Source organism: Maribacter aquimaris, from assembly GCF_014596745.1.
Taxonomy (GTDB): Bacteria; Bacteroidota; Bacteroidia; order Flavobacteriales; family Flavobacteriaceae; genus Maribacter_A; species Maribacter_A aquimaris.
This window is the reverse complement of record NZ_JABTCF010000003.1, coordinates 375,916-389,614: the sequence shown is the minus strand read 5'-3', so window position 1 is coordinate 389,614 and position 13,699 is coordinate 375,916. Positions and strand designations below refer to the sequence as shown.

Annotated in this window: 14 protein-coding genes; 6 read left to right on the top strand and 8 right to left on the bottom strand. The window is 40.4% G+C overall.

Annotation, left to right across the window (positions count from 1 at the left end):
• Positions 1-204 precede the first annotated feature (204 nt).
• Both HPE56_RS07615 and HPE56_RS07610 read left to right on the top strand, forming a co-directional pair.
• Positions 205-786 (top strand): sigma-70 family RNA polymerase sigma factor, encoded by a 582-nt coding sequence (locus HPE56_RS07615; protein ID WP_188243168.1) that lies wholly within the window; start codon positions 205-207, stop codon positions 784-786.
• A 636-nt stretch (positions 787-1,422) separates the two neighbouring features.
• Positions 1,423-2,007, top strand: a complete 585-nt coding sequence (locus HPE56_RS07610; protein ID WP_109652055.1) for an RNA polymerase sigma factor — start codon at positions 1,423-1,425, stop codon at positions 2,005-2,007.
• A 229-nt stretch (positions 2,008-2,236) separates the two neighbouring features.
• Here HPE56_RS07610 and HPE56_RS07605 read toward each other — a convergent pair whose 3' ends face one another.
• The gene (locus HPE56_RS07605) at positions 2,237-2,899 is read right to left on the bottom strand and encodes an endonuclease III domain-containing protein (protein ID WP_188243167.1); all 663 of its coding nucleotides are present in this window, start codon (positions 2,897-2,899) and stop codon (positions 2,237-2,239) included.
• Between the two features lie 53 nt (positions 2,900-2,952).
• On the opposite strand from HPE56_RS07605, the gene bcp reads away from it, so the two are divergent.
• The gene (gene bcp / locus HPE56_RS07600; protein WP_188243166.1) at positions 2,953-3,405 is read left to right on the top strand and encodes a thioredoxin-dependent thiol peroxidase; all 453 of its coding nucleotides are present in this window, start codon (positions 2,953-2,955) and stop codon (positions 3,403-3,405) included.
• A gap of 86 nt (positions 3,406-3,491) precedes the next feature.
• On the opposite strand, the gene HPE56_RS07595 is transcribed toward bcp, so the two are convergent.
• Positions 3,492-4,943, bottom strand: a complete 1,452-nt coding sequence (locus tag HPE56_RS07595) for a nicotinate-nucleotide adenylyltransferase (RefSeq protein WP_109652065.1) — start codon at positions 4,941-4,943, stop codon at positions 3,492-3,494.
• 88 nt (positions 4,944-5,031) lie between these two features.
• On the opposite strand from HPE56_RS07595, the gene HPE56_RS07590 reads away from it, so the two are divergent.
• Both HPE56_RS07590 and HPE56_RS07585 read left to right on the top strand, forming a co-directional pair.
• Positions 5,032-5,796, top strand: coding sequence for an MBL fold metallo-hydrolase (locus HPE56_RS07590; protein ID WP_188243165.1), 765 nt, complete (start codon positions 5,032-5,034; stop codon positions 5,794-5,796).
• A 10-nt stretch (positions 5,797-5,806) separates the two neighbouring features.
• Positions 5,807-6,301, top strand: coding sequence for a hydrolase (locus tag HPE56_RS07585; RefSeq protein ID WP_188243164.1), 495 nt, complete (start codon positions 5,807-5,809; stop codon positions 6,299-6,301).
• On the opposite strand, the gene HPE56_RS07580 is transcribed toward HPE56_RS07585, so the two are convergent.
• The 5 genes from HPE56_RS07580 to HPE56_RS07560 all read right to left on the bottom strand — a co-directional run bounded on the left by HPE56_RS07580 (position 6,298) and on the right by HPE56_RS07560 (position 11,608).
• Positions 6,298-6,957 (bottom strand): alpha/beta hydrolase, encoded by a 660-nt coding sequence (locus HPE56_RS07580; RefSeq protein ID WP_188243163.1) that lies wholly within the window; start codon positions 6,955-6,957, stop codon positions 6,298-6,300. The genes HPE56_RS07585 and HPE56_RS07580 overlap by 4 nt on opposite strands.
• 1 nt (position 6,958) lies before the next feature.
• Entirely contained in the window at positions 6,959-7,300 is a 342-nt protein-coding gene (locus tag HPE56_RS07575; RefSeq protein ID WP_188243162.1) for a hypothetical protein, read from the bottom strand.
• A gap of 27 nt (positions 7,301-7,327) precedes the next feature.
• Complete coding sequence (locus tag HPE56_RS07570) at positions 7,328-8,584, bottom strand: dihydroorotase (protein ID WP_188243161.1); 1,257 nt, start codon at positions 8,582-8,584, stop codon at positions 7,328-7,330.
• Positions 8,585-8,614: 30 nt separating this feature from the next.
• Entirely contained in the window at positions 8,615-10,534 is a 1,920-nt protein-coding gene (locus HPE56_RS07565; RefSeq protein ID WP_188243160.1) for a BatA domain-containing protein, read from the bottom strand.
• A gap of 66 nt (positions 10,535-10,600) precedes the next feature.
• Complete coding sequence (locus HPE56_RS07560) at positions 10,601-11,608, bottom strand: glycosyltransferase family 2 protein (protein ID WP_188243159.1); 1,008 nt, start codon at positions 11,606-11,608, stop codon at positions 10,601-10,603.
• 450 nt (positions 11,609-12,058) lie between these two features.
• Here HPE56_RS07560 and HPE56_RS07555 point away from each other — a divergent pair, with 450 nt between their 5' ends.
• On the top strand, positions 12,059-12,286 hold the full coding sequence (locus HPE56_RS07555; protein WP_188243158.1) for a hypothetical protein: 228 nt from the start codon (positions 12,059-12,061) through the stop codon (positions 12,284-12,286).
• Between the two features lie 272 nt (positions 12,287-12,558).
• On the opposite strand, the gene HPE56_RS07550 is transcribed toward HPE56_RS07555, so the two are convergent.
• On the bottom strand, positions 12,559-13,683 hold the full coding sequence (locus HPE56_RS07550) for a PepSY-associated TM helix domain-containing protein (protein ID WP_188243157.1): 1,125 nt from the start codon (positions 13,681-13,683) through the stop codon (positions 12,559-12,561).
• Between the last annotated feature and the right edge of the window lie 16 nt (positions 13,684-13,699).

Below are 13,699 nucleotides of genomic sequence, written 5' to 3'. Positions count from 1 at the left end.
TGCCAGTAAAGCATGTGCTTGCCTCTAATTTATTGATAATTACACGACTATTTTTTTATAACCTATTATTTTATCTATATTTGAACATAATAAAATGTTAAGACGCCTATAGCAAGACAATTACTTTTTTAAAATTAGTGTAACCCCAAAAAGGCTTTTCCTAAAAGGACTAGCCCCTAGTTTTAACTTTAAAAAGTAATTGACATGGAACTTCAAATAGCAGACTCCCTACTTATACAGAATTACATCAATGGAGACGAACGCGCTCTAGAAACCCTTATAAAAAGGCATAATCAAAGACTTAGTAGTTTTATCTACTCAAAGGTCAATGATCGTGAGATAACCGAGGATATTTTTCAGGATACCTTTATTAAGGTAATACGCACCTTAAAAAAAGGGAAGTATAATGAAGAGGGTAAATTCCTGCCCTGGGTCATGCGTATTGCCCACAACCTTATTATAGACCATTTTAGAAAGAACCGTAGAATGCCCTATTTCGAGGCTTCCAATACGTTCGATATATTTTCCGTGGTCCATGATGAGAAATTGAATATTGAAAAACAAATCATCAAAGACCAGATTGATGAGGATTTGGTTTTACTTATTGAGGAATTGCCCGTAGATCAACGGAATGTTTTGGTCATGCGCATGTATAAGGATATGAGTTTTAAGGAAATTTCCGAAAATACGGGGGTCAGTATCAATACTGCCTTGGGACGTATGCGCTATGCATTGATCAATCTGAGGAAAATTATAGACGAACACAATATCGTTTTAACGAATTAATCATTACCTGTGTCGACAAACCTATTATTTCGACGAATATTAAGGTCTTAGGTCGAACGTATTTATTATATTGAACCTTGTAGCGTTTTCATAGTGAATCAATACTTAAATAGATATGGGGAAATTTTACGTCGAGAAAAAGAAGAAGTATGAAAAGGTGATGGCTAAACCAGAAACCATTGATTTTTTATTAAACTATTCCAAGTCATTGAAAATAAATGATATTAAAGGAGTCAAGTTCGAAAGCAACATGAATTGAAGTTTTATTGATACATTAGGAAAGCCCTTATTACTGCTGTAATAAGGGCTTTTTGATTTTCAGGATGTTAAGGACGGTACTTGCGCTTTACGATTATGTCCCATCGTATGTCAAAAAGAGGGACAATATAGTCATTGGTCGAGGTAACTAGGATTTCCTTGGATTATTGTATTAAAAATCAAAAATGATTGTTTCACATCATAATAGGTGCATTTGACAACATAGTTTTTTCCACACCCCTCTATTTATCTAGTTTTAGGTCATAATTAAAGAATAGCACATATTTCGAAAGAAAAGTGTCAGACTCAAAGTAAAGACCGAATAACTATAAATCAAGCTTTAGGAAACGAAGCTCTAAACTTAAAAAAACACTTTGTATGGAACTACAAATTGAAGATTCAATACTAGTAAGGGATTACATCAGCGGAGACGAAAAAGCCCTTGAAATTCTTATCAACCGACACAATCAACGTGTTTCAAGTTTTATTTATTCCAAAGTATTGGATAGGGATATCACTGAGGATATCTTTCAGGATACCTTTATTAAAGTGATCAAGACCTTAAAGAAGGGTACGTATAGTGAGGAAGGTAAATTTTTGCCATGGGTGATGCGAATTGCCCACAACCTTATAATCGATCATTTTAGGAAGAACAAAAGAATGCCGATGTTCGAGGGTAGTGATGATTTCAATATTTTTTCTGTAATAGGGGACGATAAATTGAATGCCGAAAAGCAATTGATCAAAGACCAGATAAATACGGATTTAAGATATTTGGTAGATGAGTTGCCAGACGATCAACGTGAAGTACTTGTGATGCGCATCTACAAAGACATGAGCTTCAAGGAAATTTCAGAGAATACGGGAGTAAGTATCAATACGGCTCTAGGGAGAATGCGTTATGCACTTATCAACCTTCGAAAAATCATAGATAAAAACAACATCGTACTTACAAATTCTTAGGGGGAAGTATAGTTATAACAATATTTTGATATTAGTTGCGTTATCTTATCATAACAAGACTATTATCAATATGGAAAAAATTTACTTTGAGAACCCCCAAAAAAATAGTCCAGTAATGGCCTGTAAAGAAACAATCCAGTTTTTGACCAATTTTTCTAAGTCACTCTGTATTGTCAATCAAAACAAAATGCAGTTCGAATTGAACTTGAACTGATAAGGAAACCCGTTTTTAGCGGGTTTTTTTGTGTTTAAGATAATCGTTCAGTACTGATTTTCTACCTATAGTCTTGGTAATTATATCCTTGTCAAGATTCCATCCCCTTGCCGGTGAATACTCCCGGCCATACCAAATAATCTGTAAATGAAGGTCATTCCATAATTCCTTGGGAAATATGCGTTTGGCATCCTTCTCTGTCTGTACCACATTCTTACCATTTGAGAATCCCCATCGATACATTAATCGATGGATATGCGTATCCACGGGAAATGCCGGTATGCCGAAGGCTTGGGAAACCACAACACTGGCGGTCTTATGTCCAACCGAAGGAAATTCCTCCAATTGTGCGAGGTCCTTAGGGACCACCCCGTCGTATTTATCGATCAAGATATGGGAAAGACCATGTATACCTTTTGATTTCATGGGGGATAGTCCTACGGGTTTAATGATTTCCCGGATCTCATCGACAGACATTTTAATCATATCATAGGGGTTGTCGGCTCTTTCAAAAAGTAAAGGCGTAATTTGATTTACCCTAACATCGGTACTTTGGGCCGATAACAATACGGCGATCAAAAGGGTATAGGGATCTTTATGGTCTAAGGGAACGGGTATGGTAGGATAGAGTTCCCGCAATGTCCTTATAACATAATCGACCTTTTCTTTTTTTGTCATTTTAAGCTTACTTTAGCTATTGATAAAGAATTGCTAATTTAGAAAAATCGACTATGAAAACACTACAAGTGGGTGATAAAGTCCCAGAGTTCATTTCAAAGGATCAAGACGGTAATACGATACGACTTTCCGATTACCAAGGAAAAAAGTTGATCGTTTTTTTCTATCCCAAGGCCAGCACACCCGGATGTACTGCTGAGGCTTGTAATCTAAGGGATAATTACAGCGTACTGCAATCACAAGGATACGAATTGCTGGGGGTTAGTGCCGATTCGGAAAAAAGACAGACCAATTTCAGGAATAAATACGATTTTCCATTTCCACTTTTGGCCGATGAGGACCATACCGTAATCAATACCTTCGGGGTTTGGGGGCCAAAGAAATTCATGGGACGGGAATATGACGGTATCCACAGAAAAACCTTTGTGATCAATGAGGAAGGTGTGGTCACCAAGGTGATCGATAAGGTGAAGACAAAGGACCATGCCGCCCAGCTGCTTGACTGATTGTTCTTTCGGTATTATGGCATACAAAAACGTCCCAACCTTTTCGTTGGGACGTTTTTTATATCGAATTTGAAATCCTTAGGGATTTACTCGTTCTTGATTTCGACTTTTCGGTTAAATAATTTTTTCTCCTTAATGATTTCGGCAATCCCTTCAGGCAGTGAATCTTCCCAACCTTTTTCGTTGTTGACGATTTTCTTGAAGACATCCCTTGAGAAAATATCCATGATCTCCGGGTCGTAGTCGATGATGTCCATGACCTTGCCATTATATTTGAAGAACTTGTAAAGTTCCTTCATTCTAGGGTGAACCTTGATGTTGTTACTGGTCATGATCTGTCCGGTTTCCGGATTTTTCATCGGATAAAGGTAAACCTGAAGTTCCTTAAAGAACAATTTACCGAAGGCTTCCAATATACCACCGCTCAAATGACGATAATATTTTTCATCAAAGATATCGACCAGGTTGTTTACCCCCATGGTAAGTCCAATCTTGGCTTTGGTGTAGTTGTTGAAATATTCGACCAATTTATAATACTCCTGAAAATTGGATATCATTACTGTATGTCCCATGGAACAGAGTAACTCGGCCCTATCCATAAAATCACGCTCATCAATCTCCCCGGATGCTTTCAGGTTCGATAATGTGATTTCAAAAATAACGATGGTCTTACTTTCATCAACGGCCCGGTCCCGAATGAAAATATCGTATGATTTTTGAAGCATATCCATATTTACCTTGGTAACGGGTCTAAAACTACCCCTTAAGGCCAATATGTTTTTCTTGTACAGTTTGGCTGCGGGCAATAGGTTGTTGCCATCTGGACCGAACATTACGGCATCGGTCATGTCGTTACGAATCAACTGTAGACTCATCAACCTGTTATCGACACCCTTGAAATTGGGTCCTGAGAAGTTGACCATATCAATCTCTATGGTGTCCTTGTCGATATGATCGTAAAGGTATTTTAGTAATTTTCTGGGTTTGTGATATTTATAGAATGCACCATAGATCAAGTTGACACCTAAAATCCCCAAGGTCTCCTGCTGCAAGCGCGCTTCATTTTGTTTAAAGCGAACGTGTAATATAATTTCGTCAAATTCCTTTTGGTCGGGCTCCAATTGAAAGCGGATGCCGAGCCAACCGTGACCTTTATATCGTTTTGAAAAATCAATGGTTGCTACCGTGTTGGCGTATGAAAAGAACAATCGGTCAGGATGCTTGTCCCTAGTGATCCGTTCCTCCATCAAACGCATTTCATGGGAAAGCATGGTTTTGAGACGAGGTTGTGATACATATCTGCCATCCGCCTCCACACCATAAATGGCGTCACTGAATTCCTTGTCATAGGCGCTCATGGCCTTGGCTATGGTGCCAGAAGCTCCACCAGCCCTAAAAAAATGTCGGGCAGTTTCTTGTCCGGCCCCAATTTCCGCAAAAGTACCGTAAATGTCTGGATTTAAGTTTATCCTCAAGGTCTTGGCCTTGATGGAAGGTATGTTCTCAAATGCAGTGTCTCTTTTTAGAAATGAAGACATATATTGGTTTTTGTTTGTGGTAAAGTTAATAAGATTGACTTAGCTATTAAATAAATATGTTATAAATTTGAAATAAACAGATGAAGGGTTGAAAATTACATTTTTGGGCACGGGAACATCACAGGGAATCCCTGTAATAGGGAGTAACCATCCAGTTTGTTTGAGTAAGGACCCGAAAGACAAACGACTACGTGTCTCCGTGCTACTTTCCTGGGAGGATTATAATTTCGTTATAGATTGTGGGCCCGATTTTAGGCAACAGATGTTGACACAGAAAGTGGACAAGCTCCATGGGATACTTTTTACCCATGAACATTCTGACCATACAGCAGGCATTGATGATATCCGGCCTTTTTTCTTTCGGCAGGGCGATATTCCAATTTATGCCCATAAACGTGTTGTGGAATCCCTAAAAATCCGATTTGATTATATCTTTACCGATGTAGACCGTTATCCCGGTGCACCGGGGGTTGCAATCAATATCATTGAGAATGATTTCCCTTTTACAATAGGGGGGCAGCAAGTAATCCCCATTAATGCACGCCATGATCGCATACAGGTATTTGGGTTCCGGATCAAGGATTTCACCTATCTGACCGATGTAAAGACGATTGAGGACTCGGAGATCGAAAAAATAAAGGGGAGTAAGGTCTTGGTCGTAAATGCTTTAAGGCAGGAGCCGCACCATTCCCATTTTAACCTTCAGGATGCCTTGGCCCTTATTGATAAGGTAAAACCCGAGAAGGCTTACCTGACCCATATCAGTCATTTATTGGGATTTCATCAGGAAGTGGAAAAAAAATTGCCAAAAGATGTACATTTGGCCTATGATAATCTTCAAATAACCCTTTAGGTATCGTACCATGAAAAATAAATTATTCTTATACCTTTTTGTGTTCACTGCTTTAATCTGTCTTTTTTTATTCGTGAGCAACGGTAATATGCAGAAGGCAAAGGATGCAAAGCTCGTTAAATTGGAAAATACGGTCACCGCCTTGGAAGATTCCCTTCAAGATTCCCAGTTGAAGGTTTTGGATATGCAGTATTTCTCACTTGAGAACAACGATGATGCCTTGGCGTATTACGATCATCTGGAATTGGAAGATCCCAGTCGCTATATTGCCGATAAATTGTTGGAAACCAATGAATCCAAAGGGGATAATCCATTGATTCCCTATGAGGGCATGGAAAGTGATTTTAAATTGAACAAAATCAAGATCCTAAACCACAAGTGGATCGTAGCCGACTTTTCAGATGGCAAATACTGGGGAGAGCTATTGATAAAGTATGAGTTGAAAGACGATATGGGGGTCGATTTCACCTTGATAGACCATCTTTTATATACCCGTACGAACTAGATTTTATCCTGTAACCACTTGTTGAAGGAATAAAAGTTTTGTGGGGCAACACCATGTCCTACAGGAAATTCCTCGTAAACGTGTTCAACACCCAATGCGGATAGGGTCTCCGGTATTTTTTGCGCCCATGCCGGTGGAATGACTTGGTCTACCTGTCCGTGGGAAGCATAAATCCTTAAACTGCCAAAGTCCTTTTTTGAAGGATCCCCGGAAATGATATTTTCATTGATATAACCACTAAGGGCAACCACATTCTTTATTTTTTCAGGATAGGATAGTGCTACGGCATAACTCAAGATCGTACCTTGGCTAAAACCCAAAAGGGTTATTCGCTGGCAGTCCAACCCATAAGTATCACAGGCCTCATCAATAAAGCAAACAATTTTTTCCCTGGATTCCTTGGCTTGTTCGTCGTCACTCCATTTGCCCTTGTCGGCATCAAAATTTATGGCGTACCACGCATAGCCATAAGGTTCCAATGGGTATGGGGCACGAACCGAAATTATGCACAATTCCTCTGGTAGTTCGGGGGCAAAGGAGAATAGATCTTCCTCATTGCTGCCATAACCATGGAACATAAATAAAACGGGTGGCTTTCCTTCTTTTAGTACGGAAGGCCTAATCAAATGGGTCAAAGAAAGTTGGGCTGTTGTCATATCAAGAAATAAATGTAAACCATTTTTGGAAATAGGTGCCGATGGCCGGAACCAATTGTTTTTTGTTGCTTAACGCACCTAAAAAGCCATAAATCCATAGGATAAAATAGCAAAGATAGAGTCCGTAAAGTGCATATTGATTGTACCATACACTGGAAAATAGGGCAAAACCATGAAACATTAGGTGTAATCCGAAGGCTTGTCGCGTATGAAAACGGGCAAACGGATTCTTGGGTTCCATGTTCATTGAAATGGCTATGATGGCCCCTATTATGGTAAGGTAAGCGACGATGGCCGTCGTTTTTCCTTTTTGAATGGTTTCTTCTGTTGGGTCGGATGTCATTTTAAAGTGCGACGTTATTATGTGATACTAATTCAGGATCAGTTGATTGTTATTGAAAATGCCATAGACTTTACCTTTTAAGGATTCCCCTAGGGTCATACTGTTTTTGGATTGTGACAGTATATGCGATTTTTCGAATGTATAATCCACATCGGGATTAAAAAGCGTTAAGCAGGCCTTGCCCCCTTCGGCCAAGTCGTTTTCCGCAATGTTATATCGTTCTTTGCCCTTTGTGAGCAAGGTAATGCATGTTTCGGTATCGAAAATCGTATGTAATAGGCCAAAGGCACTTTCCAAGCCTACGGCGCCATAGGTGGCGTTATCGAATTCCACGGCCTTTAATTCAATATTCAAGGGAATGTGGTCCGCGGTTACAAAATCGATGGTGCCATCCTTTACTCCCTTGATCAATGCCTTGGTATCCTTTTTGGTTCTTAGGGGAGGGTACACCTTATACGCAGTATCGAATTCCTCGAGGACTTCATCGGTGAAATATAAATTATGGATGGCAACGCTACAGGTGACGTTCAATCCTTTTTTCTTGGCATCAGCGATGAGTTTTACGGCATTTGCCGTGGAGACCGTGGGTATATGTAATTTACCTTCGGTGTATTCCAGGATAAAAAGATCGCGGACAATTTGGATTTCCTCGGCTAATGAGGGAATCCCCTTTAGTCCTAATTTGGTCGAAGTGGGGCCTTCATGTACCAACCCTTTCCCGGCTATTTTTACATCCAAAGGTTGCGAATAAACCAATCCGTCAAAGTTTTGCACATATTGCAAGGCAATTTTCAACAGGTTTGAATTGGATATGGGGGACTTAAAATCGTAAAAGCCCACAGCCCCTGAGTTGTGCATATCGTATAACTCGGCAAGGTCGATGCCTTCCCCGCCCATGGTCATTGTACCTAACGGATGTAGGTTGGTCGCGGAATCCCGGGCCGCATTGGTCAGGAATACGATATCGGAACTGCTATCGGCAATAGGATGCGTATTGGGATTCAGTACAACGTCCGTAAATCCACTCAAAGCCGCGCTCCTCAGTCCGTTAGAGATGGTTTCCCGTTCTTCATAACCCGGTTCCCCAAAACATACACTGCTGTCTAACCAACCTAAGGATACGTGCAGATTCTTTAAGTCTACGACTTGGGTATCCTTGGGGGCTTCTATTTTAGCCGCTATTTTGTCAATAGTGCCATCTTTGATTAAAATATCCCTTTTCTTTAAATGCAGCTCTTTGTTCTGTGCATTAATGATTTTGGCCGATTTTAGGAGTATGTTCATTTCCTCAGGATTTATCTATGGTTTTATAGATCATTTTAAAAATTTGATTACAAGCACTTCGATCAAAAGAAAAAATAGTGCTAAAATAACAAACCATTTCCAAAGCTCAGTTATACGATTGTCGTTTTCTAGTGCTTTGAATAGGGTCGTTATCGAATTTTGTTTACTCGTAATTTGGGCATTGTCAAGATCCATAAAGACCAGTTCACTTTCCTGTCTTGGATAATTGAAACTGATATGCCTTAAAGCCATCCCGTTTTCGGAAATAGTGAAAATACCGTCCTCGGTAGGGTTCCCATTAAAATGGAGTGAAACTTTATTGGCATGGTTTTTTTGTTGGGGGATGAATTCCTGTTCCCCTTTGGTGACCTTTAGAATATGGTCCTTGGCCATTTTCCTTGAAATATCGATGGTTGTTGGGCCGTCTAGCACGTAATAAATATCAGAACGTTTTAGGCTGTTCATTCCCATTTTCAGGAAGGTGGGGACAATCAATGGCGATTGTTGGAAGTTTGAGTTTTCATTGTCCAGGGCAGCAGTAAAAAGATAAAGACCATTGTTCCCAACAAGGAAGGCATCGCCGTTTTGATAACTTAATACCGGAGGGGCGTTGGATTTCAATTTATAAAACCGATTCACTTTTGGGTATTGGAAATTACGGATGCTCTTTTCGAATACCTGTTCATAGAGCGGATGTGAAAATGCTATCTTGGTAATGGCGTTTTCCGAGTTCAAACCTTCAAGGAGGGCCCCCAGGGAGGTACTGGTTAGCAATTGGTTGTATGAATCTATATTGGCATTGCCCGAGGGAATGATGACCAAACTACCCCCATTTCCAACAAAGGACGATATACTGGCGATAAGGGAGTTGGGAAAACTATCCAAGCCATTCAGGAGGATCAAATTTTGATTTTCGAGGTCCCTATAATTCAGGTTTTTCAGGGAAAAGGAGGAGAATTCAAATTCCCCATCGGTATAGATACGCTTTAGGAAATTCGAGGGGGAATTTCCAATGGCCAATACTTTGGGCTTCTCTTTCTGGTCGATGTTGAAATAAAGATGATTGTCATAGGGCAATCCCTTATCGATGATTTCCAGTTTTCCCAGGATCAAGTCGTTGGCCGTAATCGTAAAGGTCACCTCACTTTTTCCATTTTCAAAAAGTGCAGCGGTTTTGGCGATCAACCTATCCTTATTGTATAAGGACACTGGGGCTCTTTCAATATTGGGAGTGGCCGATAGAACAGTCGTAAGTTCAATATTCTCGATGCCTGGTTTACTGATGTAGCAACTGTCGATAGCGATGTTCTCCAAATCCGAGCCCGATAAGTTCACATAGTGTTTCTGTATGGTACTGTCAACGGTATATGCTTTCGGTGACATGTGGTTTTGAAAATCGGAGATTACGATCAGATTTTTAACGGTGTTTTTATTGCCGCTAAAGAAAGTACGGGCCTTCAATTCGATTTCCTCCAAATTCAATTGTTTGGCGGTAGGGGCAATATTCAATAGGGTGTTCCGAATATCGATCAATTCAACATCCTTGTGTTCATCGGTATTGGTGAAGAGACTAAAGGTGCTGTTCTCTGGGATGGACTTCAACAGTTCCTGAACGGCATTGTTGATCAGGGTTTCATCAACCTGTTTAGCCCACATACTGAACGAGTTGTCCAAATAGATTACAGTTTCCTTTACGGCCAACGCTTTTGTATTCGCCAAGAAAGGTTGGGCAAAAGCCAATATCAGTGCGGAAAACAGTAGAAGGCGGGTCATTAAGAGCAACCATTTTTTCAGGGTATTGCTCTTGCGCGATTCCGAAACGACCTTTTGCAATAGTTTTACATTGGTAAAAGGGGTCTTCTTGAACCTTCGTAATCGAAAAAGATGGATGAATATAGGAATCAGTAGTAGAAATAAGGCCCAAAGAAGTTCTGGATATTTAAACTGCATTCCCGATTTTGATTTGGTAAATATAAGAAGTATTCAGAAACTGTCTGTACATAATTTTATATAAATTCAACAAAAGAAAAAATAGTCCATCATAGGTTTTTTGTCCAATCCCGTTAGGAATGATTTTATCGTTTCCTGCTCGTTTTCGTTGGCGACGGTAATAATACCTTGGAAATTATTGATTTGGTTTAAAATATGGAAGTGTTCCATTCTTTTTCCATAGATATCCTTATCGATTTTTTTGGGGTTGTCGCACACCCATCTGAAATCGATTTTCCGATCCAATAGGCTTTTGGCTATGGTCTTCCCTTTATTTCCTGCTCCCCAGACCACCAGTTGCTTTTGGGGGTCGTGCTCCAGTTTTAGAAAGTAATGCAACTTGATATCCAGGAAATAATTGGCGGCATAGTGCTCACTTGTACGGGATGTTCGGGTATCATAATCACGCCAAAGGTGCAGTACCTTATCACAGGGTATACCTTGTAACCCGTTTTCATAAAAACGAAAGGCAAGATCATAATCTTCGGGATATCTGTCGGGTTCAAAGGCCCCACAACGTTCCAGATCGGTTTTGTACACCATCCAACAAGGGGAGGGGATGGCACATTCTTTATATAGGCCGTTGAAATTGTCACCCTTTACGGTGAGTTCGTTCAACCATGTTTCATAGCGTTCATAGCCATTACTGATGCCTCGATGGGAAAAGTATTTTACCTGACCGATGGCTACATAGCCCTGACCATGTTCAACCAAGAGATTGGCCATGGTGCCGATTTTATCCGGGGTCATTATATCATCCGAATCCATGCGCGTGATGAGGTCGCCCTGGCAATGGTCAAATGCGGTCCTTAAGGCGGGGATGATTCCCGAACCTTGGTTTTTGAGCAATTTGATCCGTGAATCCTTTAATGCAAAGGCCTGTACAATGTGGTAGCTGTCATCGACGGAAGCATCGTCCACAATCAAAAGCTCCCAATTTTGGTACTCTTGTCGCAGTATCGATTCCATACATTCCGGTAGATACGCCTCGGTGTCCTTAAAGGGTATCAAGATGCTTACAAGGGGATTTTGCATGGGCGCAATGTAATGAAATTACCACTTTGGCCCGTGTTCAAAGGTTGTAAAAGAATTCGAAAAATGAAGATAATCTGTTTTTAGTCCGCTACAGACCGCTATCTTTTAGGGTGTGGGAGCCTATAATCGATAAAAGATCATGGGAAATATGGAATAGTATTTATTGGGGTTTCTGAAGTGTGGACTTTCCATCCCATTTTCTTCTGCGGGGTATTGTTTTAGATAGGAATTGTATGATATCTGGTTTTATGTATGAAATGGTTGTTGAAGGCGCCGTTCGGGATTGGGGAAAAAAGCTGCCAAAAAGTGAAAATTGTATTAAATATTCTCCGAATTTGATTTTTTTTCTGCGAAATATCACAAATTTGATTTATAAAAAATATATTTGAACTACGATTTTTTTGGGATAAATGAAGCCTATAGGTATATTGGCATATTAAAAGTAAGGAAATGGACATTTTAGAGGAAGCCGCGAATTTTGAGAATGCAAAAATGAGCAATATGTCTACAAGCGATCGTGTCGTTGCTTCACGAGAAGCGAAAAGACTTATTCTGGCGATAAACGAAATATATAAGGAAAACAAAGATCCAGAACTGATGGATCTTATGAAACGGTTGACGGCCAAAAAGAAAAAAATCGATGTACGGCTGAAAGGTAGACCCAGTGATGGCATCTGATCCCTATGCGGCGTGTTGCCTACTTTTTTAAGGGAATGATGGATAGGTGTCGGGAATCTATAGGGCAGTAGCGACATGCAACACCCATTTTAAGTTTTACCCATTTGTTAGGTACGGGAAGTACGTTGGATTTTGGAAATGGATACGTTGTATGCCTATTCCCAAAAGAACCTTGTATTGGGATGATCTACCACATAGTAAAGACCAAAAAAACAAGGGTGCCTACGATATCGTGGGTCACCCTTGTTTTGAACAAACGAAATCTATTTGTTTTAGGCTTTTTGGGGTTTCTTTTTTAGTTTGTTCCACCAGATAAGGGTGCCGGTAATGGGCAGACTGGTTGCAATCAAACAGGCTATAAAATAGATGATCTTAGAGAATGTCCCATAGATAGTACCTAAGTGCAAAGGCTTGATCAAGGCTGCGATTCTTACGTTTAAGGGCTTTTCACTAAAGAGCTCCTTCTTTAAAACGGTACCATCCTGATCCAATACCAACTTATCGGTCGTTACTGGGGAAAAGCCTGAAGCATCATTTTTTGTCAGGGTATAGACTTCCTTATGGGTCTTGGGAACGGAAAGCCTAATTTGGCCGTTATAGGGCAGTTCACTGTTGGCAACATCCAATATTTCCGCGATGGACAGTACTTTGGTGTCTGCTGTGAGGGCGGAGTTAACCTTGGGGCCACTACCACGGTTGCCGAAAATCTTTGTGCCTAAAACGGCACTACCGGCATCGCGGTACCATTGAAAGGACCAACAAAGCCCTGTCAAGGTCATGATCACCAAAAAAATACAGGCATAAAAACCCAAGGTGTTGTGTAGGTCGTGGTTAATGCGCTTCCAATTGGCCGAAAATTTGATCTTAAAACCCGGTTTCAGGTTTTTCCATTTTATCCGTTTGGGAAACCATAGGATAAGTCCACTAATCGAGAGCATAAGGAATATCAAGGTAGCGATACCAACAATGGGTCTTCCTATTTCCATATCGAGCAACATCCAACGGTGCAATCGGAACATCGTCATAAAGAAACCATCGAGGGACGATTTCATTTCCTTTTGGTAGTTTCCGGTATAGGGGTCGACAAAAAAGGTACTGCCCCTACGTTGTTTGGGGTTGGTCTTTATCGAAAACAGATAGGGCTCATCCGCCTTGGCGGGAAGGGTAATGGAATTGATTTCCCCTTCACGTTTCAGTTTTTCGGAAAGTACTTCCATCGGCATTTTCTCTCCCGCAGTAGTATCAACAAGGAACTCTTCGGTAAATAGGGCCTTGGTTTCCTCCTCAAAAACAAGCAGGGTGCCACTTAAACAAACAAAAAATAAAATGATACCACTGCCTAGCCCCAACCAAAGGTGTATATCATTGATGAATTTTCTAAAGCTGTATTTTTTCATTGTTTCTTCTTTGTTT